Genomic DNA, 20,220 nt, shown 5'->3' with positions numbered 1-20,220 from the left:
TTCTAATTGTCTATTACCTTATATTAATGACTTATATCAATCCATGATTTATCTCATCAATTAGCGTTAATCCACCCTATCTCTCTCGCTGTTTCTACACCTATCACAGATTGTTTTAACGACTCTGGCATAATTGACTCGTCTTCATTGATTGGAATCTTACCCGCCATTATCTCGGCCTTTGACTGACGATAGCGCAGATTAGGTGATGCAAAACCACTTGGGTAACTCGGCTGCCCCGTTGTTAAACTGTATTTATCCGACGCGCCCACTGTATGCAATAACTCATGTGCAATAACCAAATTATTCTGCTCATCATACTCAGCTGAAGCATACGCATTGACCACGCCAATCAAACCTTTTTGCAAACCCAACGAATGTGCTAACGGCTGATTAGCATTGACTGGATGATAACGCACAAAAATATTCACTGTGCTTCTATGACTATCGACAGCCTGTTGGTATGACCAAAACCGTAAGCGTAGACTCCAGAAAATCACCTTTAATATATTACCATCTGTTGGTGGAAAGGGTGGTTGCTGCATGATTTCTGGCTTTAGTGTGATAACGATAGGGTCCGCATCAAATTCCCTATATGTCGCCCATTGCACCTTGAAAAACTGATTTAGACTGAGAAAGTCTTGAGCCGTTAAGGCATTAATATATTGACCTGTTAATACGTCCCAGCCAGCATTAATAGGGTAAATAGATACCTCTAATGGTTTAATCCAAGCCATGGTATCAAGACGTTGCAATTTGCTATAAAAAGCGACAAAAACAAGGATCAGTAATAACAATATAATCCTGATTAATTTCATATTACTATGCAAAGTATTTTAAAAATTTGCACTCTCCATTAAAGATCATATAATTGTACCTCTTTAGTTAACGGGGCTTCGCCTATGTTATTAGCTTTCATTCTTCTTACATTAGTGGTGTTAGCACTCGTTTACTACAAAAAGAAAACACCACACACCTCTTCAAAAGCAAACACCTCGACAGAACGTCAACAACAGCGAATTCAATCAATGATTGATTCAAAAAAATACTGGGGTTTTTATATTGAACCCCGCGATGAAAAAAATTGCTGCACCTCTGTTCTAGCCCTTCGTAAAAAGCACTTCCCTATCAATAGCGTTCCCGCCTTGCCGTTAGACGACTGCTCAAAAAAAATATGCCATTGTAAACATGTGGGTTTAGTCGAAAAAAGAAGGCCCGTTTATCAGCGCCGCAGAACTAATGACCGCCGTGGCAGTATTAGGTTTGAAGAAGTATCAGATCGACGTTCACATTCAGACCGTCGGTCTAGTAATTGGGTACAACATAGGCATTAGCCTGTCTGTTCAACGCGACAAAATACCCCCCTTTCAATTTCTGTGTTTTCCTTTCTTTTACGCTTAACGAATCTATTGTTAACTGCATTGCTATACCCATTCGTATAAAAAACACTCTTAGTCAAATATCATAACCTAATCATTTAGCTTTCATGTGCTTTCTCCAAAAAGAGCCCCTCATATTTATCACACTCGATACAAAGTATCTCTGCTGATAAAAAGAACTGGTTTATAATGCTTAAAAGTATACTCTACGAGTTAAAAATCATGACTTTTAAAACAGCAGACCTATGTGATGACTATTCAGATAACCTGCAGATTGCGACCCCCATGTTTCAGTCTTTTGGTGGTCATAAAACCTTTAATGGCACTATTCAAACGGTAAAAATCTTCGAAGACAATGTATTCGTTCGTGAAATGCTATCCCAAAAAGTAAACGGCGATGTTTTAGTCGTAGATGGTGGGGGTTCTTTACGTTGCGCTTTGCTTGGCGACATGCTTGCTGAAATGGGGCACCAAAATGGCTGGAGTGGTGTCATTATCTATGGCTGCATTCGAGATTCCGTTGATATAAATAAAATGCCTATTGGAGTACGTGCATTACAAACCAACCCTCTAAAAAGTATTAAAAAGGGCTGGGGAGATAAAAACATTCCTGTCACCTTTGCTGGCGTCACTTTTAACCCTGGCCACTACCTTTATGCAGACGAGGATGGCATTATTCTTTCAAAAAAGGCTCTACTTTAATTTATGGGACATCGGCTTTCTAAAATTTACACCCGAACTGGTGATGCTGGCACCACTGGCTTAGGCGATGGTACTCGGGTAGATAAAGACTCACTACGTGTTGAGGCATATGGCACTGTTGACGAATTGAACAGTCAAATTGGCCTAGTGATTGCCTTCGGCATAGAAAAAAAGATAGCCGCTCAACTGCTGGACATACAACACGATCTTTTTGACCTAGGCAGTGAATTATGCGTGCCAGGTTATAGCGCTATCAACGACAGCCACACGGATTTGCTCGAAAAAGTTCTAGACGAACATAATGCAACACTACCCGCCTTAAAAGAGTTTATTTTACCCGGTGGTAATCTCGCAGCAGCAAGCTGCCATATTGCAAGAACCGTATGCAGGCGATCTGAGCGAATTGTTGTGCGCCTAATGCGAGAAGAAAAAATCAATCCACCCGTTATAAAATACCTCAACAGACTATCCGATTTATTATTCGTTTTATGCCGAGTACTGGCCCGCCAAGACGGCCAATCAGAAATCCTCTGGGATAAAAATCGCCAACCAGAAAAAGGTAAGCAGTAAATGCAAATATTTTTAGCTAATCCTCGTGGTTTCTGCGCCGGTGTTGACCGTGCCATTGAGATCGTCGAGCGCGCACTTGAATTACTCGGTTCACCCATATACGTTCGACACGAAGTCGTACATAACCGTTTTGTGGTAGAGAATTTAAAGAAAAGAGGCGCCATTTTTGTTGAAGAGCTTAACGAAGTCCCCGATGACTCAACTGTTATCTTTAGCGCTCACGGCGTCTCTAAAGCAGTAGAAGACGAAGCAAAACGCCGTCAATTAAATGTTTTTGATGCGACCTGCCCCTTGGTAACTAAAGTCCATATGGAAGTTGTTAGTAATGCAAAAAAAGGCCGTTGCGTTATCCTCATTGGACACAAAGGCCATCCAGAAGTAGAAGGCACAATGGGACGCTATGAACAACAAAACCCAGATGTTCGAATTATCCTCGTAGAATCCCCTGAGGATGTAGAGTCATTAGAAATACCAGCAAATAAAGGGCTTTCCTATGTGACACAGACAACCCTTTCAATGGATGATACCAGTTCAATTATTGATGCTTTACGTGATAAATTCCCACATATTACTGGTCCTAAAAAAAGCGATATTTGTTATGCCACACAAAACCGCCAAGATGCGGTCAAAGAACTCGCCGAAAAATCAGATTTAGTATTAGTCGTTGGCTCACCGAATAGTTCAAACTCAAACAGGCTTCGCGAAATTGCTGAAAAACTTGGCAAGCCTGCTTACCTGATTGATGGCTCAGAGGATATTGATAAGCGTTGGCTAGAAGGCGTACACAGTATCGGCGTAACAGCGGGAGCCTCCGCACCTGAAGAACTCGTTCAACGAGTCATCGATCAACTTAAATGCTGGGGTGGTGAAACAGCTCTTGAAACCCCTGGTATTCAAGAAAAAGTAACATTTTCCTTACCTAAAGCTCTACAAAAATAATGTTCTTTTTAGACATAAAAAAACGGGCTTAGAGCCCGTTTTTTTATGTCTAACGCTATTAAACTATATGCGTTCCCAAAGAGTCGCAATACCTTGCCCACCACCAATACACAAAGTAGCCAATGCGTATTTGCCTTGAACACGCTCTAATTCATGCAGTGCTTTTACAACAATAATATTTGCAGATGCCCCGATTGGGTGACCTAATGAAATCCCACTTCCGTTAACATTCACCTTATCCATTGGAAGGTCAAGTTCTCGACAAACGCTTAACGCCTGGGCAGCAAACGCTTCATTCACCTCAAACACATCAATATCGCCAATCGTCAAACCTGTTGCCGATAAAATTTTCTCAACAGCAGGTACAGGGCCAATCCCCATAATTTCTGGTTCAACACCAGCATGGGAGTAAGCCACTAATTTTGCCATCGGTTTTAAACCACGCGCTTCTGCTGCCTCTTTAGCCATCAATACCATTGCAGACGACGCATCGTTAATGCCCGATGCATTACCCGCTGTGATGCTACCGTCTTTCTTAAAGGCTGGGCGCATACCAGATAACTTCTCAACGCTGATATCAGGACGAACATGCTCGTCTTTATCAAAGACCGTCACACCCTTACGCGTTTTAATTTCTACTGGAACAATTTGACTATCAAAACGACCTTCTGCTTGTGCACGCGCTGCATTTTGATGACTCGTTACGGCTAATGCGTCTTGGTCTTCTCGAGAAATATTGTATTTATCTGCTAAGTTTTCAGCCGTCATCCCCATATGACCTGTTCCAAATGGATCAGTTAATGCGGAGATCATTAAATCAATCATTTGACCAGCACCCATTTTTTGCCCCCAACGAGCGCCAGGTAAGGCGTACAAGGAGTTACTCATTGATTCAACACCGGCACCAATGGCAACGTCATAATCACCTAGCATAATCCCTTGCGCAGCATCCACAATAGCTTGCATACCACTGCCACAGAGCCTGTTGACCGCAACACAAGATGTTTCACAAGGAATACCCGCTTCAATTTGTGCAATACGAGCAGTATAAGGCGCCCTCTCTTCTTCAGGAACAACCGTACCCATCACCACCATACCAACCTCTGCAGGTTCAATACCTGATCTGGCAACACTTTCCTTGAGCGTAATGGCCGCTAAGGTGCTCGGCTCTACGGTTTTTAAACTTCCACCAAAATCACCAATCGCAGTTCTGACAGCGCTTAGTACGACAACCTCTCTTACTTCACTCATGCTTCTCTCCAAATTTTAGGTTATGCTTTATAAAACAACAGTTCGATTATAGATGCATCGCAACAATAAATCATCAAATAACATGAAAACTCAATACCTTACTAGCTGTTCCACTGAAGGCTTACACCACCTTGCTTACACCGATTGGGGTAACAAAGATAACCCCAATATTCTTGTTTGTTCGCATGGTTTAACACGTAACAAGCATGATTTTGATGCACTGGCTAATAAACTATCTACTGAACGTAGAGTCATCTGTTTTGATTTACCCGGCCGTGGTGAAAGTGATTGGTTAAACGATAAATCAGCCTATGATTACAAACAATATATCGTAGATGCTTTAATGATTATTGCTCGAACAGGTGCCAACAAAATTGATTGGCTAGGCACCTCAATGGGTGGCCTATTAGGCATGATGCTCGCCTCGTTGGAAAACTCACCCATTAAATCGTTAATCCTCAATGATGTTGGCCCGTTTATCCCTAAGGCCGCCTTAATTCGTATCGCTAACTATGTTGGCAAACTACCTTATTATGATACAGCCCAGGAGCTTGAGAACTATATGCGAACCACCTACGCTGGCTTTGGAGACCTAAGCGATGAACAATGGAAGCATTTGTTACGTTATGGGCAAAAGAAATTAGATAATGGGCAAATAACGCTTAATTATGACCCCGATATTTCTCTCGCCTTTAACCATCAGCCCATTGAGGATATCGATTTATGGCCTATATGGAATAATATTCAGCAGCGAGCCTTGATTATTCGCGGCGAAAACTCTGACCTGTTAGCACGCTCAACAACTGAACAAATGCTTGAACAACACCCTAACGCTGAGTTTTTAGAAATACCGAATACAGCCCACTCTCCAGCACTCATGAATGATGCTGATATTCATTCAATTGAACAATGGCTTGATAAAGCCGAACCAAACAGCTTTATCGTTTGATGAGAGACTTATGCCCCTTTGGGTATAAAGCCGAACCAAACAGCTTTATCGTTTGATGAGAGACTTATGCCCCTTTGGGTATAAAGCCGAAGCAAACAGCTTTATCGTTTGAGAGAGACTTATGCCCCTTTGGGTATAAAGCCGAACCAAACAGCTTTATCGTTTGAGCAGGGCTACTACCTTTATACTATAAACACGTTTAACTCACTATGTTTTTTCTTTCCAGCCATTTAAACAAATAACCTCGCGCTGGATCTTTCCCTGTTAACAAGTACTCTAGGGTATATCTATTGGACAAGTTAGACTCTAGAAATATTTTTTCTTTTGGCTGCATACAAAATAATATTTCATCATTCACTCTTAACTGCAAATCATTGGCAGGTAATACTTTAATCACCTTCCCCCGACGAAGAACCAACGGAACCATTTTTAACGCATTTTCTCTGTTCGATGGTTTTTTGTAAATATCACCTAAACTAACCTCGCCATTATTTGATAGCTTGGCACACACCGCAGGGGCTGTTTTCTTATCAAGAATATACGTCCTGATGGCTGGAAAATTGCCGCCTACCTCTATTGCGAGTCTATTGGTTATATCTGCAAGTTTTGAGGGGTCATTCTCATACAATAACCTAAGGTGTGCAAAAAAGGATTTCAATAATGGCGCCATCAGCATAAATAAAACCATTCGAGCGATGACTAAACTGGGTTGCAAAATATAGTCTACATCTGCTTTTTTAAACAGCACTTCGTTAACATGTCTGTTTTGCCTGACGATAGAAAACAGCGATGGGTTTTCCCTATTCGCTTGATGTACCATGCTTAAGTTGAACGTATCGTTGTCTGTACCGGCGACTAAACCCACACAGCCCTTCAACCCTGCTTTATTTAAGTTTTCTAAGTTTGCTCTTCCTAAGACAGCGTGATCGGCAATCTCCTCAACATTTTCAACCAGTGGTTCGACTACCGTCAGATCAATCCCTTTTTCACAGAGTTTCTTATAAACAATTTGCCCCATCCGACCATGCCCACACAAAATCCACCGACCTGCTTTCAGTGGGCAAATATTGCGATCCAATGTTGCCCCTGGCTCTCCTGACATCCATTCATTCAATGTATGTACGGTGGGGTTATAAATGATTAAGCTGAGGTAACTTGCAAAAACACGAAATGGATCAACAACATGCGTGTCCCCACCAATGGCTAAAATTTCACTCTCATTTTCTGCGGAGGTTGAACGACAAATAATTTTAATATCAGGCCTTAATATTCTCGCCGACACAGCTACTTTTAGATTAGCTTCTTCATCATTGGACAAAATTAAGACACCGATACACTTATCCCTTTCAATACCAGCATCTAGCAAATAGCGCGGTACCGTTGCGTCTGCGCAAAGCCCCAATACCTTGGATTTATAGTTACGCAAATCGAGCGCTTTAATACGTTCATTGTCCAACTCTAAAACAACCGCGGAAAAGCCTGCATTGGTCAAACCACGCAATAAGAGACTGCCTGTATCTCCAAAGCCACACACCAAATAATAATCTCTGCTTTTTTTTCTAACCGCTCGTATAAACTTCTCTTCAGCAAAAGCCGAATATAAATAGGGATTCTTTAATAAAGAAATTATTTTCCCGACCGTATACAGCCAAGTAATGACACTAATATATAAGCAGCAAATTGCCCATATTCTTTGTGCATCACTAAAGGGCCTAGGTAATTCCCCAAACCCTGTTGTTGTAGCGGTATACGCAAGGAAATAATACGCATGGAAAAACGACATATACGTCGTTTGACCATTTGCATCCGGCAGACCGGGCACTAACACCATCCCTAAAATGCACAAAGCATACACAGATATAAAAATAATAATCGGTGTGCGCATATGGCGCAGCACGATGAACGATACTCTACCCAGTGATGAGCCTGACATAGTCGTACTTTTAACGTCGTGACATAAGTGTTTCTGACACTAACATCACCACAGAAACAATGTTAGCAACCAATGCACCACCCGATAATGAAACAATCACTGAGGTATTATCTGCCGTCAATCCAGTCTCTGAAATTTGTGTTACATAACCCCACACGAAGGCCCCTGCAAGTAATTGTAAATTAGCGACTATACTTGTCGACAATAAAACAGCACCCACTTGCGAACGATCTCCCAGTTTCAAGCCCATCGCAACAAGGTTAACGAAAATTGTAGCGAATAGCACATAGATATTATGGTCTGTTGGGTTGCCCAACTTACCCAGAAAAAAACCAAAATTCAGTGTCAGCGCTAAAACAATAAAGAAACTGAAAACAACTTTTTCGGCATTCATGCAAACCCTCCAATCTATATTATATAAGTCAATTAGTTTACCCCTAAGGTTTAGGTAATCAAGGGCCTATTGAGGGTTAATTCATTTACCAGCCACCTCACTTCTTTTGATCGACTAAACCCGGCTTCCATGTTTTTAATGCCTGCAAACGATTCTGACACTGCGTCATAACCTCAGCACGTTTTTGCTCCGAAAAAGATACCCATGATGTGATTTCACCAAGCATTCGCCCACAACCAAGACACATGTCGTTTTCATTTAACGTACACTGCCTGACACAAGGGGATTTCATAACCACTCCAATCGTTTCTTTTTTACACATGAAAAAGCCACCGTATAAACGGTGGCTTCTATAATCACATAGCTAAGCTAAGTTGTCAGGTGAAGCTTCAATAAAACTTAACGCTAACTGGCTTTCGCCATAACAAATGACCCCGGTGCAGGTTCTAACTCTGGGTATTTATCTGTCCCTAATTGAGAGGGGGCATCTACTGTTTTATTACCATTAGCTTTCAACCACGCATCCCAATGTGGCCACCAGCTTCCTGGCACTTCCTCCGCTGACTCTAACCAATGCTCAGGCCCTTTACCCAGCTCACCGTCTTTCCAGAAATGACGTTTGTTTTTACTCGCAGGGTTAATAACACCCGCCACATGACCACTTGCCGCCAAAACAAATTCTATCGACTCAGATTTAACCAACTCTGTACCAATAAACGTAGTTTTCCACGGAGCAATATGATCTTCAATAGCCGACAAGAAATACACAGGACAATCAATCTTCCCTAAATCAACCTTAACACCACAAAGTTCAACACCACCCGGTTTTGCCAAATTATTTTCTAAATACATATTGCGCAAATACCATGTGTACATCGCAGATGTCATATTAGTTGAATCACCATTCCAAAATAAAATATCGAATGGAGGTGGCGTTTTACCTTTTAGGTAGTTATTAACAACATAACTCCATACAAGGTCATTCGCACGTAGCATTGCAAAGGTTGATGCCAGTTGCTTACCCGGCATGACACCGCCTTCTTTTAGTTTGTGTTCATGTTGTTGAACCTGAGACTCATCGATAAATACACCCAATTCGCCCGGGTCAGAAAAATCTAATAAGGTTGTAAAAAATGTTGCTGTTGCTATTGGCTTTTTGCGTTTTGAAGCCAACACAGACATTGTTGTCGCTAACATCGTGCCACCTATACACCAAGAAACCGCATTGATTTTCTTCGCACCAGAAATTTCTTTCACTGCATCAATAGCAGGTATTGTCCCAACAGAAATATATTCATCCCAAGTAACATCACCCAAGGACTCATCTGGGTTTCTCCAAGAGATAATATAAACATCATTGCCTTGTTCTAAACAGTAACGAACATATGAATTATGTTCAGACAAATCAAGAATATAATATTTATTAATGCATGGCGGAATAATTAAAATAGGACGCTCATTCACTTTCTCAGTCATCGGCTTAAAGTGAACCAATTGAATCAGCTTGTTTTCAAACACCACCGAGCCGGGTGTAGTCGCCAAGTTTTCACCTAATGTAAACTTTGACTCATCGGTCATGCTGATACGCCCTTTATCTATATCAGACATTAGGTTTTCAAGCCCTGCAACCAAATTCTGACCATTAGACTCTATGGTTTCTTTCAACACTTCTGGGTTCGTTAAGGCAAAATTAGATGGCGACATCGCATCAATAAATTGGCGCGTGTAAAAATCGCACTTTTGCTTAGTTTTCTCATCCAGCGTTGAGTTTTCAACCAAGCCTGTTAGCCAACGGCTCGATAATAAATAGGACTGCTTCAAGTAATTATGAACGGGGCTTTCTTCCCATTCATCACCTGAGAAACGACGGTCGCCGCGCTCTGGATGAACTGTAGATTGACTCGCTGGATTAAACATATTAATCCAGAGGTTAAATTGATCTTGGTAAAAACCAGACATCGTTTTCACCCACTCTTCAGGACTCTCCATGGCACGTGTAACAATTGTATTCCATGCATTCCCAAACTGAGACAACATTTCTTTTGATTCCGCCGCTGAAAAATCTTTAAACATGTTATGGCCTTTTTCCGCCATTTTCTCAAATATTTCTTGTGGGGATTTATCATCCATTTGCCCGCCTCCAATTTAATTAATCATTTTATTGCGTTGCATCATTGTATGCTTTTTTTTCGCCCTTTACCAGAAAATGGCTACAACGGAATTTTATTGATCATAGTTTTTTTCAGCTAATAGTTCACCATTATCAGACCAAGATTTAAATACACCCGTTCGCTCCCCCTTATCAAAATGACCTTGTTCACGCATTTCGCCGTTTGGCCAATACGCAGTAAAGAGGCCATGATAATTACCCTGTGCAACAGTTGCGGTTAGTGCAATATGCCCTGTTAAATACCATGATGTATGATGGCCTTGCATAACACCTTGAATAAAATCTGTTTCAGAAATTTTCACGCCAGAGGGGTGCCAAATTGTTCGCTTTCCATGCATAACCTCACCGAGGTATTCACACTCCTCTATGAGCTTCCCATCATTATTGTGCTTAAGTTTCACGCTAACGTCTTGACTCATTGTCTATCCTTATATTTTATAGATACAAAAAACGCGCAAGAATGCGCGTTTTTTGTATCTACTAATTTTAAATTTAAGTCTTATTTTTTCAGTGTTTTCAAGCCTTCTTGACTGGCAAAATAAGCTGCTAAATCAACGATATCCTCTTCAGTCAGCGCCGCAACTGAAGCTCGCATAATAGGGTCATTACGTAGCCCCGATTGATATCCTTTTAACGTATGAACCATATAATCTGCATGTTGCCCAGCAATAGTAGGAAACATCGGGCTAGCACTCACCCCACTTACACCGTGGCATGCTGCACAGGCTGTTGACTTTTCTTTGCCTGCTTGAATATCACCCGCTGCTATAGCACTGACAGATACCACAGTAAGCAATACGGTAAAAATCATCTTATTTAATTGTTTCATTTTCTTCCTCGTGATCTTTAATATTAACGTTTATTTTCCGTCTTGCTCAAAATATGCCGCAATATCTTGCATATCTTGCTCTGATAAATCAGCCACATTACCATGCATGGTGGCATGAGTGCGTGTACCGTTTTTATAGGCTTTCATGGCAGTTACCAGATAGCCAGCATGCTGACCACCCAATCTTGGCACATGATAGGTTGGATACGCATTGTTGTAATTTTCCACACCGTGACAACCAAGGCAGGTTTGCCCTTTAATTGTTCCAGCGGCAACATCACCCGCTGCGTTTGCCGTTACAGAAAACGCCATTCCCAACACCAATAAACTTACTAATAATCGCTTCATTGACTCTTTCTCTCTATGATTTTATTAATTCTTTAACATCCCGTGATTCTACTGAAAACAGGCCCATAGCGCTAGCATAAACCCGTTAATCCAACAGATTTCCCTTCCAAATCTGTTAAAATTAACTGAAATTAATTTAACGCTATCGACCTCCTATGTCCAAGATCACTATATACACTTCTTCTTTATGTCCTTATTGCACTCAGGCTAAACGTTTGTTAAATAATAAAAACATTCCATTTACTGAAATTTCCATTGCAAATGACCCAAACAAAAGAGCTGAAATGATACAAAAAAGTCAGCGCTCTACCGTTCCGCAAATTTTTAATGGTGACAAACACGTTGGTGATTGCACAGAAATTTACGATTTAGAAAGTCGCGGAAAACTAGACGAGTTACTCGCTTAATTATCTAGTGACTGAAAACGTTCTAACAAAACAGCGTTTAGATACTTGGTTATGGGCTGCTCGTTTTTTTAAGACACGACGGCTCGCCACCGAAGCGATTTCAGGTGGAAAAATCCACCTCAACGGTCAACGAAGCAAACCCAGTAAAGAAGTTCGCATTGATGATAGCCTGCAAATCCATAAGGCTGGTTATCAATGGACGGTTAAGATTGTCGGCTTAAACCCTCAACGTCGCCCCGCCAAAGAAGCCGTCCTTTTGTACAAAGAAAGCGATGAAAGCCTTCAACAACGTCAAGCGCTGAAAGCACTCAATAAAGACATGAACGCCTCTATGCCTCGCTCTGAACGGCCTAATAAAAAACAGCGACGGCAAATTCACCGATTTAAACAAACGGATTAATACAGCGTCTTTATATGCATGAAGGTGGAATAGGTAACCCCGCATATTTATTCGCGTATTTTAATGGTCCGTTTGGAAATAATTTATATAAATAAATAGACGACCCTTTTTCAGCGCCCAATCTCTTCTTGATCGCTTGGCCAAATAATCGCGCATTGGGTTGGTGATTAAATTCATCGTAGTATGCTTGCGCAAAATGAATAATTTCCCAATGCAATGGCGTCAGTAATAGCTCATCTTCTTTCGCCATTGCCTCAGCCACGGCCTCGCTCCAGTCGCTTCTATTCTGCAAAAAGCCATATTCATCGCGTTTTAACTGCACTAACATCAACAGCAAGACCTAACAGGATTATTATTTTCTACTAACTCAACAAAGCCTGCATAATCAACATACCGAATATGCTCATAGCAGCGGTTAACATCAATGCCTCTCGCTTTCATATCAGGGCTTAACGCATAGATCTGAACCTGATCGATAGGTTTAGATAAAATGGACGGTGGCTTTGTAATGACCGTAGCTAAAACAGCTTCTTCAATTAATAAGACAACATCATTTGACATCACTCTTTCAATGCAACTGTCTAGGGCCTCGGTTCTTTTATTAACAATATATAACATCAGATACTGAATACATGGTGTGCTGCATTAAGTTGTTCAACCATCTCATGACGAGAAACCAACGTAGTTTCAATGGTCAGCTGTTCCTTCACTAAGCCCCATTGATCCATTGACTCTTTTTCAACAAACACGTCATTAATATCATATAACGGCAAGGCCTTTAATATAGGTGTTATGTTTTTTAAGGCAATATTTTCAGGCTGCTGGTTTTTAACTAAGGCATTCACAGCTTCACCTTCAAACAAGATAACAACCTTTTGGTCAAAAGCCGCCGCCATTAATGCCATATCTAAAAACTCATGACCTCGCACATTTCCATGAAACCCTTTATTAAAAATAAAAAATAGCGTTTTCACTTCAAGCCCCAAAAGTAACATGACGGTCCGACTCAATAACCGCCTCCATTAACAAACCTAACCCTGCGATTCGAAACCCATCCGCCAAGGCATTTTCGTAACCCGATACTTTGTGAGCGACAGTTTTTTCAAGCAAACCTCTTCGCTGCGCTGATGAAACGCACACCACTAAATCCACACCTTTTTCTGCTTGTAAGGCCGTCCACCTTTTTACAATATCCCTTTCATCACCCGGTGGGCGTGAATCACGGCAGGCATTAAAAATGCCATCATGGTAAAAAAACACCCGGTATATGTCATGCCCACTGGCAATCGCCGCTTCAATAAAGTGCCACGCCGTATCCGCTGCTTGATATTGGTAGGGGCTTGCATTGATCTGAATAGAGATTTTCATTTAACTTGCATTTAAACTCAATTACACTAAAACGGCTTATGAACAAATATCATAATATCATGCGTCGTTTTCTTACCGTACTAATCGCCTCAAGTTTTACATGCATTATTGCGAGTAGCGCCTTTGTTTGGTCTAAAAATAGCCAAGCTAATGAGCGAATTAAATTACCCGACATTGGTAATACATCAAATATCATCATTTCAGGTGAACTTGAAAAGAAACTTGGTAAAGCATTCCTTAGGAGCATTCGACTAAGGGTTCCACTCAGTAACGACCAAGAAATTAATGACTACGCACAACAACTTGGTGACAGGGTCGCTAAATTCAGCGAACAACCTGACCGACAATTTAATTTCTTTGTCGTGCAAGATGATCGAATCAATGCGTTTGCAGGCCCCGATGCTAATATCGGACTAAACACTGGACTTATTTTAGCGGCTGAATCTGAAAGCGAATTAGCGTCAGTCGTTGCTCATGAAATTGGCCACGTTACCCAACAGCATTTACAACGCGCTATTGAATCAGCCAGTCAAATGTCGATGCCCAGCGCAGCGGCTATGCTTGCCGCCGTCGTTTTAGGCGTAACTGTTCCAGGTGTTGGCCCAGCCGCTGTTTTGGCGGTACAAGCTGGGCAAGTGCAACAACAAATTAATTTTACGCGAAGTCATGAAGCTGAAGCCGACCGAGTAGGTGTACAAAACCTTGCCGCTGCTGGCTTTGACCCTAGAAGCATGCCGATTTTCTTTGGTCGACTTCAAACGGCAACCACCCAATACGGTCAAAAAATTCCTGAAATTCTGCTCACTCACCCAGCGCCCGCTTCGCGTATCTCGGACACCGCTGCACGTGCGGAAAAATTCCCTTATAAACAAGTTGAGGACTCCCAAGATTTTCGTTTAATTCGAATGAAAATTCGCGTTAACAAACACCCACAAAACTTAACCGGCGAGTTAATAAACGCCTTAAAGGATGAATCATCACAAGGCATTACAAAAATTAAAGAGGCGGCTCGTTATGGCCTTGCACTCGCCTTAATGAAGGATAGGCAATTTGAAAAAGCACGCGACATTCTCTCTACGCTGACAGAGCAAAACCCCACCCAACTCCATTATTTAACTGCTCTCGCTCTGAATGAATACCGTGACAATAAGCCGCAGCAATCCTTGGCGTTACTTGATCAGGGCAAACAACGATTCCCTCAAAGCCGCGCGGTTAATTTATTATATGCCATGGTTCTATTACACAATGGTAAACCGCAACAGGCCTTAACGAACCTCAATGAGGACCTACAAAATTACGAACCGACACCCAATGTGTACGACCTCCTTTCCATCGCTTACGGCCAGGTTAACAACCCAGTACGAGGTTTCCAATATAAGGCTGAGTACTTTTACTCGCTTGGGTTAACCAAAGACGCTATTATCCAGCTTGAACAAGCCTTACGAGCCGCTAATAATAATTTTTACTTAAGCAGCCAAATTGAAAACCGTATTAATCAACTTCAAGCCGAACTTAGGGCCCCCAAACTACTGTAACCAATCTATATAACACCCCATGCCTGATTTAACAAAGCCACCTGGTCTGCTAAGACGGTTAGCGATCATCACTTATGATGCGCTATTACTGATTGCCATCTTATTTTTAGCGACATTAGTATTGCTTCCCTTTCAAGATAGTCATTTATTTCAACCAAACTCATGGCTATATTCGCTGTACCTCTTGTCGGTCAGCTTCTTATTTTATGGCTGGTTTTGGACTAAAAGTGGTCAAACGCTGGGGTTGCTCGCCTGGAAGTTAAAAATAGCTAATAACAAAGGCCAAAATATTAGCTGGCGACAAGCCTTGATACGTTTCACAATGGCCATTCTGTCTTGGGGGGTTCTTGGCCTTGGTGTTTTGTGGATACTCGTCAATAAAGATCGGCTGAGCTGGCATGACATCGCCTCAAATAGTCGTTTAATTTGGGTGGAAAAGGAGCCTTCAGCCCATTCGCCGGATGGTGAAGACTGATATACATAATGCCAAGAAAAACGGCAGCGATGCAGCGATAACTGGGTTTAAACCGTACAACACCCCAATATTTCCAAACAGTCTATCAACCAAATTAAACCCTATTCCAATTAACGCACCGATTAAAATTCGCGCGCCAGTACTACCTGCTCGCTTTACCCCTAACACCATCGGGATGGCAATCAAGAGCATAACCAGAATTACAAAAGGCCGAATTAATTTACTGGTCATCGCAACAATAAAATGCGTAGCATCTTGCCCGTTATTGTCTAAAAAGTTGATATAACTGGCTAAGCCCATGATAGATAAACGCTCTGGTTTAACAACAATAACATCAAGCAAACCAGGGTCTAATAACGAGTCTAATTTTGCCGAATCAGACAAGGCAACTTTTACACCGGCATCATTAATGGTGGTTTGCTCAACACCGCTTAACTCCCACTTATTATCAATAAAACTAGCGGTCTTTGCATGCGTTGCATACTTTAGCTCGTTCATATCCGTCATTTCATAAATACTGACGTCTTTGAGTTCAGCTGAGTTTAAAATTTCACGGATATTTAAATACGTATCACCATCTCGCGTCCAAAAGCCATATTTCGTTCTCAACGCTACTTGTTCATTTTTAGCCGTAAACTTTAGCATTTGAGCCGCTTGTTCAGATACCGGTGCCACCCCTTCGCTAACCAGTAAAGAAACTACCATCAATATCATGCCGACACGCAATGCAGAAAAAATAATTTGCCAACGACTAATCCCTGCCGCTCGCATAGCGGTTAATTCATAATTATTGGCCATTCCACCTAAGGTAATCAACGCGCCCAACAGAGCCGCCGAAGGCAGTAATTCATAAAAATTACGCGGTGCAATTAATGCCAAGTACTTAAAAATCTCAACTAAACCATATTGACCTTTGCCCATATCGTCCAGCTCATCGGCAAACGTAATAACCAATACCAGTGATAACAAAAAAAGCACCGCCACCGCCGTGCTTTTTAACATTTCTACGGCTATGTATTTATTAACGACCTTCATCTTTTAAACATCACTTTCTTTTTAACATAGCTAACACCGTGCATATTAACCACCATAATTGCTGTAACACCTATTAGCAGTAGATGCACCCACCATATGCCAAACCAAGGTGCCGTTACCCCTTTTACTAACCACGAGTGCGATAAACTCATGAAGTTTTCAAACACAATATAGATCAGCAAAGCCGTTAATAAATTCCCATACATTCCTGCCCGTGGCGATACACGGCTAATAGGTACTGCTAATAAGGCAAATGTTATTAAGGCCAACGGCACAGACCAACGCTTTTGCAGTTCACTGATTGCTCTAGGCGACTTCATCGCCATCAACTGAATAGTAGAGGTTTCTTTGGTACCAAATGACACCTGTGCTGACGACTTTTCCGCCACTACAACACCGTATTCCTTAAAATTGGTAATTTTATAATCTGCTTGGCCCGGCACGCCTTCATAACGGTTACCGTCTTTTAGAATAATAAAACGATCGCCTGTGACAGGGTCCACCTTTATTTCGCCACTTTTCGATGAGGTAATCCCCAACTTGCCATGCTGACGATTTTGTATAAATACGTTCAACATCTTGTCGTCGCTGGTTATTTTTTCAACATAAAAAACCAAGTCGCCACGACTGTATTCATTAAAGCGCCCATCCGTAATGCCGCGAATATCTAAGTTAGCTTGATCGCTTGTCTTCACTCGCTCAATCGCTTGCATTAATGTTGGAGCTGTTACTAATGAGAGGTATATCGTTAAAGCGAATAAGGGGACAACAAAAATAAATATTCCACGATAGATCTGAGTTAAGCCTATACCTGACGAGAACAGTGCCGTCATTTCATGGTCTCGATACATCCGGCCTAACACCAGTAATATCGACAACAACAAAGCCACCGGTAGAATTTTAATCATCAATAGCAACAGGTTAAAGCCAACCAATGACAACACAACATCAGCGGACAACTCACCGGCTGTAACCTTAGAAAACAAACGAACCAATCGCTGACTTAATAAGATAACCGTCAACACCGTCATGACCCCTAACATCATTTTGCTAATTTGAGTCACTAGCAATCGATCAATAATTTTTAATTTAAACGCAGACATCAACAGTGTATTTGGCTTATAGTTAGGCTCATAAATCCATAGAGTTATGGTGTCGTATCCTAACGGAAAAGCCAAACAAAAACATTACTTATCATTCAGAGGTATCCGCATGCAATTCGTTTCAAAAACAGGGTCAATCGATAAACTTTCAACTCCTTGCCTTCTTTTGCCCGTTTTCAGTAAAGGTAAACAGCTTGAAATAACCACCCACTTCGACCAAGCCCATGATGGACAAATAGCTGCCGTTTTAAAACAAGGTGACGCTTCTGGCAAAGCGGGCAATACACTGTTACTTCAAATGCCTGCCAGCAGCAAAATAAAGCGTGTGCTTCTTGTCGGTTTTGGCGAGCAAGGCAACACCTCAGCGGAAGATTACACAAAGGCCATCAGCGAAAGCATCAACTCGCTTAAAAACTTACCGATTAAGGCTGTTTGCTCTACATTATTAGCTGTTGAAGTTAGCGGTAAAGATATCGACTGGAAAGTTCGTCAGTTAGTATTGAAGTCTCGTGAAGCACTTTACCAATACACCGATACGCTCACGACCTCCGCGCCCGATGCCAACATATTAGAAAAATGCCAACTATGGCATACCGATGATTACACTGCAAAAATGATCAACAGTGCTGCAGACACCGCCTCGAGTATCGCTAATGGCATTGACAGCGCAAAAAAATTAGCCAATTTACCCGGTAATATTTGCACCCCAAGCTACTTAGCTGAGACAGCAAAAGAACTTGGCAAACAACACGCATCGCTCAAAGTAACCATTTTAGATGAAGCCAAAATGGAAGCACTAGGAATGGGCTCATTATTATCTGTTTCTAGGGGTTCTCGCCAACCGGCGAAGCTCATTACTATGGAACATAAAGGTGGCCCAAGTTCTCAAAAACCCATCGTTCTGGTTGGTAAGGGCCTCACTTTTGATGCCGGTGGAATTTCCATAAAACCCTCATCCGGTATGGATGAAATGAAATACGATATGTGCGGTGGTGCAAGTGTCTTCGGCGTGATTCAAATGTGCGCCGAATTAAATTTACCCATCAATGTAGTTGGCGTTGTTCCATCATCAGAAAACCTACCCGATGGTGATGCCAACAAACCTGGTGATATCGTTACCAGCATGGCCGGTCTAACCATTGAAATTTTAAACACTGATGCAGAAGGACGTTTAATTTTATGTGACGCACTCACCTACTCTGCTAAATTTAAACCTGAAGTAGTCATTGATATTGCTACCTTAACTGGCGCTTGTGTAGTCGCGTTAGGAAAACATGCCACCGGCTTACTAGGCAATAACGATAAATTGGCTAACGAATTGCTAGACGCTGGCATTAAAGCCAATGACAAAGCATGGCAATTACCACTGTGGGATGAATACAAACCCCAGCTAAAAAGTAACTTCGCCGATCTCGCTAATATTGGCGGCCCTGCTGGTGGCACTATTACCGCAGCCTGCTTTTTGTCACACTTTACCGAAGATTATAAATGGGCTCATTTAGACATTGCCGGCACTGCCTGGAAATCGGGTACGGATAAAGGCGCAACTGGTCGCCCTGTTCACATGCTAAGCCAATTTATATTGGATCGCTGTTAAACAAGCCATTACAAAATGACCAGAATCGACTTTTATGTACTGCCAGATGACACCCCTGATACACAGCACCTTTTTGCCTGTCGGCTAGCTCAAAAAGCTAGCAAACAGGGTCATCGCGTGTATATTCATACCGATTCAGAACAACAATCCAAGACAGTGGATGACTTGCTTTGGTCCTTCTCGCCCACCAGTTTTGTACCACATACTATGGACCCAACAAAGTGCGCCAACCACCCAGTGTACATTAACCACACTGGTGACCCGTTAGATATTCACGACGTGCTAATTAACCTTACTGAGAAAACACCCGATTGTTTTGCTCGGTTTGAACGATTTGCTGAGCTTGTTAATCAAAATGAATCAATTAAACAAGCAGGACGGGAGCGGTTTAAGTTTTATAAGAGCAGAGGGTATCCACTGCAGACGCATAAAATTTGATTCTTATTATCGCTGCCGCTAGGGTGTTCATTTCTAGTTAAGGTTTCGCCCTAAAGGCCGAGTGACTCTTTTGTCAGTAGCAACAAAAGAATAACCAGAAAAGTGCCACCCAAATGCTTTCACCCTGAAGGGTTCCTTCAAAACCAATCCCTAAAATAACTACTGTGGAACTCGCCTACAAAACAGGCTCAAACAGCCACATTAGAACGCTCTACTTTAATGCTTAGTTTTTCAGTGAGAGCAAAAGGGGATATTAAAATCAAGACCGGTTCAGATATGGCTCTAGATTTACCGTCCCTTTATCTCGCAAGTAAATTAGCTGTTTTCGGATAAGTAAGCAGGTTGTCTGAGCGTAGCGAGTTTACCTGCGAGCCCGAAAACTGTTAATTTACTGATAT

Annotated in this window: 26 protein-coding genes; 11 read left to right on the top strand and 15 right to left on the bottom strand. The window is 41.8% G+C overall.

The features are described 5' to 3' along the window. Positions 1-56: 56 nt before the first annotated feature. Positions 57-818 carry a hypothetical protein gene (locus KUG63_RS05005; RefSeq protein WP_287554288.1) on the bottom strand — a complete coding sequence of 254 codons (762 nt, stop codon included), beginning with the start codon at positions 816-818 and terminating at the stop codon, positions 57-59. 84 nt (positions 819-902) lie between these two features. Between KUG63_RS05005 and KUG63_RS05000 the strand changes: the two genes are divergently transcribed. The 4 genes from KUG63_RS05000 to ispH all read left to right on the top strand — a co-directional run bounded on the left by KUG63_RS05000 (position 903) and on the right by ispH (position 3,590). Further along, on the top strand, positions 903-1,334 hold the full coding sequence (locus KUG63_RS05000; RefSeq protein ID WP_015005233.1) for a hypothetical protein: 432 nt from the start codon (positions 903-905) through the stop codon (positions 1,332-1,334). A 267-nt stretch (positions 1,335-1,601) separates the two neighbouring features. Continuing rightward, positions 1,602-2,081, top strand: coding sequence for a ribonuclease E activity regulator RraA (rraA, locus tag KUG63_RS04995; RefSeq protein WP_015005232.1), 480 nt, complete (start codon positions 1,602-1,604; stop codon positions 2,079-2,081). A gap of 3 nt (positions 2,082-2,084) precedes the next feature. Beyond that, positions 2,085-2,651 (top strand): cob(I)yrinic acid a,c-diamide adenosyltransferase, encoded by a 567-nt coding sequence (locus KUG63_RS04990; RefSeq protein WP_015005231.1) that lies wholly within the window; start codon positions 2,085-2,087, stop codon positions 2,649-2,651. Next, entirely contained in the window at positions 2,652-3,590 is a 939-nt protein-coding gene (gene ispH / locus KUG63_RS04985; protein WP_015005230.1) for a 4-hydroxy-3-methylbut-2-enyl diphosphate reductase, read from the top strand. 63 nt (positions 3,591-3,653) lie between these two features. Here the strand turns inward: ispH and bktB are convergent, their stop codons facing one another. Next, positions 3,654-4,841: a beta-ketothiolase BktB gene (gene bktB, locus KUG63_RS04980; RefSeq protein ID WP_287554285.1), complete on the bottom strand. Its 1,188-nt coding sequence runs from the start codon at positions 4,839-4,841 to the stop codon at positions 3,654-3,656. An 82-nt stretch (positions 4,842-4,923) separates the two neighbouring features. Between bktB and KUG63_RS04975 the strand changes: the two genes are divergently transcribed. Next, positions 4,924-5,790 (top strand): alpha/beta fold hydrolase, encoded by an 867-nt coding sequence (locus tag KUG63_RS04975; RefSeq protein ID WP_232228548.1) that lies wholly within the window; start codon positions 4,924-4,926, stop codon positions 5,788-5,790. A 199-nt stretch (positions 5,791-5,989) separates the two neighbouring features. Here KUG63_RS04975 and KUG63_RS04970 read toward each other — a convergent pair whose 3' ends face one another. The 7 genes from KUG63_RS04970 to KUG63_RS04940 form a co-directional block, all read right to left on the bottom strand. Beyond that, positions 5,990-7,723, bottom strand: coding sequence for a potassium channel family protein (locus KUG63_RS04970; RefSeq protein WP_033422294.1), 1,734 nt, complete (start codon positions 7,721-7,723; stop codon positions 5,990-5,992). Positions 7,724-7,733: 10 nt separating this feature from the next. Then, complete coding sequence (locus tag KUG63_RS04965) at positions 7,734-8,117, bottom strand: DUF6394 family protein (RefSeq protein ID WP_015005226.1); 384 nt, start codon at positions 8,115-8,117, stop codon at positions 7,734-7,736. Between the two features lie 97 nt (positions 8,118-8,214). After that, positions 8,215-8,409 carry a DUF1289 domain-containing protein gene (locus KUG63_RS04960; RefSeq protein WP_223253188.1) on the bottom strand — a complete coding sequence of 65 codons (195 nt, stop codon included), beginning with the start codon at positions 8,407-8,409 and terminating at the stop codon, positions 8,215-8,217. A gap of 113 nt (positions 8,410-8,522) precedes the next feature. Further along, positions 8,523-10,247, bottom strand: a complete 1,725-nt coding sequence (locus KUG63_RS04955) for a PHA/PHB synthase family protein (protein ID WP_015005224.1) — start codon at positions 10,245-10,247, stop codon at positions 8,523-8,525. A 93-nt stretch (positions 10,248-10,340) separates the two neighbouring features. Further along, positions 10,341-10,706 carry a toxin-antitoxin system YwqK family antitoxin gene (locus tag KUG63_RS04950; RefSeq protein WP_015005223.1) on the bottom strand — a complete coding sequence of 122 codons (366 nt, stop codon included), beginning with the start codon at positions 10,704-10,706 and terminating at the stop codon, positions 10,341-10,343. A gap of 80 nt (positions 10,707-10,786) precedes the next feature. Next, the gene (locus tag KUG63_RS04945) at positions 10,787-11,116 is read right to left on the bottom strand and encodes a c-type cytochrome (protein WP_015005222.1); all 330 of its coding nucleotides are present in this window, start codon (positions 11,114-11,116) and stop codon (positions 10,787-10,789) included. A gap of 30 nt (positions 11,117-11,146) precedes the next feature. Next, complete coding sequence (locus KUG63_RS04940; RefSeq protein WP_015005221.1) at positions 11,147-11,464, bottom strand: c-type cytochrome; 318 nt, start codon at positions 11,462-11,464, stop codon at positions 11,147-11,149. 155 nt (positions 11,465-11,619) lie between these two features. Between KUG63_RS04940 and grxC the strand changes: the two genes are divergently transcribed. Then, positions 11,620-11,871, top strand: coding sequence for a glutaredoxin 3 (grxC, locus tag KUG63_RS04935; RefSeq protein ID WP_020933044.1), 252 nt, complete (start codon positions 11,620-11,622; stop codon positions 11,869-11,871). A gap of 7 nt (positions 11,872-11,878) precedes the next feature. After that, the gene (locus KUG63_RS04930; RefSeq protein WP_015005219.1) at positions 11,879-12,271 is read left to right on the top strand and encodes an RNA-binding S4 domain-containing protein; all 393 of its coding nucleotides are present in this window, start codon (positions 11,879-11,881) and stop codon (positions 12,269-12,271) included. A gap of 10 nt (positions 12,272-12,281) precedes the next feature. Here KUG63_RS04930 and KUG63_RS04925 read toward each other — a convergent pair whose 3' ends face one another. The 4 genes from KUG63_RS04925 to tusD are packed head-to-tail and all read right to left on the bottom strand — an operon-like array spanning position 12,282 to position 13,639. After that, positions 12,282-12,599 (bottom strand): TusE/DsrC/DsvC family sulfur relay protein, encoded by a 318-nt coding sequence (locus KUG63_RS04925; RefSeq protein WP_015005218.1) that lies wholly within the window; start codon positions 12,597-12,599, stop codon positions 12,282-12,284. Further along, positions 12,599-12,889 carry a sulfurtransferase complex subunit TusB gene (gene tusB, locus KUG63_RS04920; RefSeq protein ID WP_015005217.1) on the bottom strand — a complete coding sequence of 97 codons (291 nt, stop codon included), beginning with the start codon at positions 12,887-12,889 and terminating at the stop codon, positions 12,599-12,601. The genes KUG63_RS04925 and tusB overlap by 1 nt, the downstream gene beginning before the upstream one ends. Next, a complete protein-coding gene (gene tusC, locus KUG63_RS04915; RefSeq protein WP_277642359.1) occupies positions 12,889-13,245 on the bottom strand; it encodes a sulfurtransferase complex subunit TusC in 357 nt (118 codons plus the stop codon). Before tusC ends, tusB begins: the two co-directional genes overlap by 1 nt. Position 13,246: 1 nt before the next feature. Further along, complete coding sequence (gene tusD / locus KUG63_RS04910; protein WP_015005215.1) at positions 13,247-13,639, bottom strand: sulfurtransferase complex subunit TusD; 393 nt, start codon at positions 13,637-13,639, stop codon at positions 13,247-13,249. Positions 13,640-13,677: 38 nt separating this feature from the next. Between tusD and KUG63_RS04905 the strand changes: the two genes are divergently transcribed. Continuing rightward, positions 13,678-15,174, top strand: coding sequence for a M48 family metalloprotease (locus tag KUG63_RS04905; protein ID WP_223253190.1), 1,497 nt, complete (start codon positions 13,678-13,680; stop codon positions 15,172-15,174). 19 nt (positions 15,175-15,193) lie between these two features. After that, positions 15,194-15,649 carry an RDD family protein gene (locus KUG63_RS04900; RefSeq protein ID WP_015005213.1) on the top strand — a complete coding sequence of 152 codons (456 nt, stop codon included), beginning with the start codon at positions 15,194-15,196 and terminating at the stop codon, positions 15,647-15,649. On the opposite strand, the gene lptG is transcribed toward KUG63_RS04900, so the two are convergent. Together lptG and lptF are read right to left on the bottom strand one after the other, a co-directional pair. After that, a complete protein-coding gene (lptG, locus tag KUG63_RS04895; RefSeq protein WP_287554279.1) occupies positions 15,620-16,684 on the bottom strand; it encodes an LPS export ABC transporter permease LptG in 1,065 nt (354 codons plus the stop codon). The genes KUG63_RS04900 and lptG overlap by 30 nt on opposite strands. Continuing rightward, positions 16,681-17,787 (bottom strand): LPS export ABC transporter permease LptF, encoded by a 1,107-nt coding sequence (gene lptF / locus KUG63_RS04890; RefSeq protein WP_016390915.1) that lies wholly within the window; start codon positions 17,785-17,787, stop codon positions 16,681-16,683. Before lptF ends, lptG begins: the two co-directional genes overlap by 4 nt. A gap of 109 nt (positions 17,788-17,896) precedes the next feature. On the opposite strand from lptF, the gene KUG63_RS04885 reads away from it, so the two are divergent. After that, positions 17,897-19,384: a leucyl aminopeptidase gene (locus KUG63_RS04885; RefSeq protein WP_287554278.1), complete on the top strand. Its 1,488-nt coding sequence runs from the start codon at positions 17,897-17,899 to the stop codon at positions 19,382-19,384. A 15-nt stretch (positions 19,385-19,399) separates the two neighbouring features. Then, entirely contained in the window at positions 19,400-19,822 is a 423-nt protein-coding gene (locus tag KUG63_RS04880) for a DNA polymerase III subunit chi (protein ID WP_287554276.1), read from the top strand. The last annotated feature ends 398 nt before the right edge of the window (positions 19,823-20,220 follow it).

Source organism: Cycloclasticus sp., from assembly GCF_019090545.1.
Lineage (GTDB): Bacteria > Pseudomonadota > Gammaproteobacteria > Methylococcales > Cycloclasticaceae > Cycloclasticus > Cycloclasticus pugetii.
This window is presented reverse-complemented; position numbering and strand designations above follow the sequence as displayed.

Excerpts from the sequence above, each read along its gene's own strand:
- KUG63_RS04970 (WP_033422294.1), bottom strand. The coding sequence starts at position 7,723 with ATGTCAGGCTCATCACTGGGTAGAGTATCGTTCATCGTGCTGCGCCAT.
- KUG63_RS05005 (WP_287554288.1), bottom strand. The coding sequence starts at position 818 with ATGAAATTAATCAGGATTATATTGTTATTACTGATCCTTGTTTTTGTC.
- KUG63_RS04975 (WP_232228548.1), top strand. The coding sequence starts at position 4,924 with ATGAAAACTCAATACCTTACTAGCTGTTCCACTGAAGGCTTACACCAC.
- KUG63_RS04945 (WP_015005222.1), bottom strand. The coding sequence starts at position 11,116 with ATGAAACAATTAAATAAGATGATTTTTACCGTATTGCTTACTGTGGTA.
- tusD (WP_015005215.1), bottom strand. The coding sequence starts at position 13,639 with ATGAAAATCTCTATTCAGATCAATGCAAGCCCCTACCAATATCAAGCA.
- bktB (WP_287554285.1), bottom strand. The coding sequence starts at position 4,841 with ATGAGTGAAGTAAGAGAGGTTGTCGTACTAAGCGCTGTCAGAACTGCG.
- KUG63_RS04960 (WP_223253188.1), bottom strand. The coding sequence starts at position 8,409 with ATGAAATCCCCTTGTGTCAGGCAGTGTACGTTAAATGAAAACGACATG.
- ispH (WP_015005230.1), top strand. The coding sequence starts at position 2,652 with ATGCAAATATTTTTAGCTAATCCTCGTGGTTTCTGCGCCGGTGTTGAC.
- KUG63_RS04955 (WP_015005224.1), bottom strand. The coding sequence starts at position 10,247 with ATGGATGATAAATCCCCACAAGAAATATTTGAGAAAATGGCGGAAAAA.
- rraA (WP_015005232.1), top strand. The coding sequence starts at position 1,602 with ATGACTTTTAAAACAGCAGACCTATGTGATGACTATTCAGATAACCTG.
- KUG63_RS04925 (WP_015005218.1), bottom strand. The coding sequence starts at position 12,599 with ATGTTAGTGCAGTTAAAACGCGATGAATATGGCTTTTTGCAGAATAGA.
- KUG63_RS04990 (WP_015005231.1), top strand. The coding sequence starts at position 2,085 with ATGGGACATCGGCTTTCTAAAATTTACACCCGAACTGGTGATGCTGGC.
- lptG (WP_287554279.1), bottom strand. The coding sequence starts at position 16,684 with ATGAAGGTCGTTAATAAATACATAGCCGTAGAAATGTTAAAAAGCACG.
- KUG63_RS04905 (WP_223253190.1), top strand. The coding sequence starts at position 13,678 with ATGAACAAATATCATAATATCATGCGTCGTTTTCTTACCGTACTAATC.
- lptF (WP_016390915.1), bottom strand. The coding sequence starts at position 17,787 with ATGTCTGCGTTTAAATTAAAAATTATTGATCGATTGCTAGTGACTCAA.
- tusB (WP_015005217.1), bottom strand. The coding sequence starts at position 12,889 with ATGTTATATATTGTTAATAAAAGAACCGAGGCCCTAGACAGTTGCATT.
- KUG63_RS04965 (WP_015005226.1), bottom strand. The coding sequence starts at position 8,117 with ATGAATGCCGAAAAAGTTGTTTTCAGTTTCTTTATTGTTTTAGCGCTG.
- KUG63_RS05000 (WP_015005233.1), top strand. The coding sequence starts at position 903 with ATGTTATTAGCTTTCATTCTTCTTACATTAGTGGTGTTAGCACTCGTT.
- KUG63_RS04880 (WP_287554276.1), top strand. The coding sequence starts at position 19,400 with ATGACCAGAATCGACTTTTATGTACTGCCAGATGACACCCCTGATACA.
- KUG63_RS04940 (WP_015005221.1), bottom strand. The coding sequence starts at position 11,464 with ATGAAGCGATTATTAGTAAGTTTATTGGTGTTGGGAATGGCGTTTTCT.
- KUG63_RS04900 (WP_015005213.1), top strand. The coding sequence starts at position 15,194 with ATGCCTGATTTAACAAAGCCACCTGGTCTGCTAAGACGGTTAGCGATC.
- KUG63_RS04950 (WP_015005223.1), bottom strand. The coding sequence starts at position 10,706 with ATGAGTCAAGACGTTAGCGTGAAACTTAAGCACAATAATGATGGGAAG.
- KUG63_RS04885 (WP_287554278.1), top strand. The coding sequence starts at position 17,897 with ATGCAATTCGTTTCAAAAACAGGGTCAATCGATAAACTTTCAACTCCT.
- grxC (WP_020933044.1), top strand. The coding sequence starts at position 11,620 with ATGTCCAAGATCACTATATACACTTCTTCTTTATGTCCTTATTGCACT.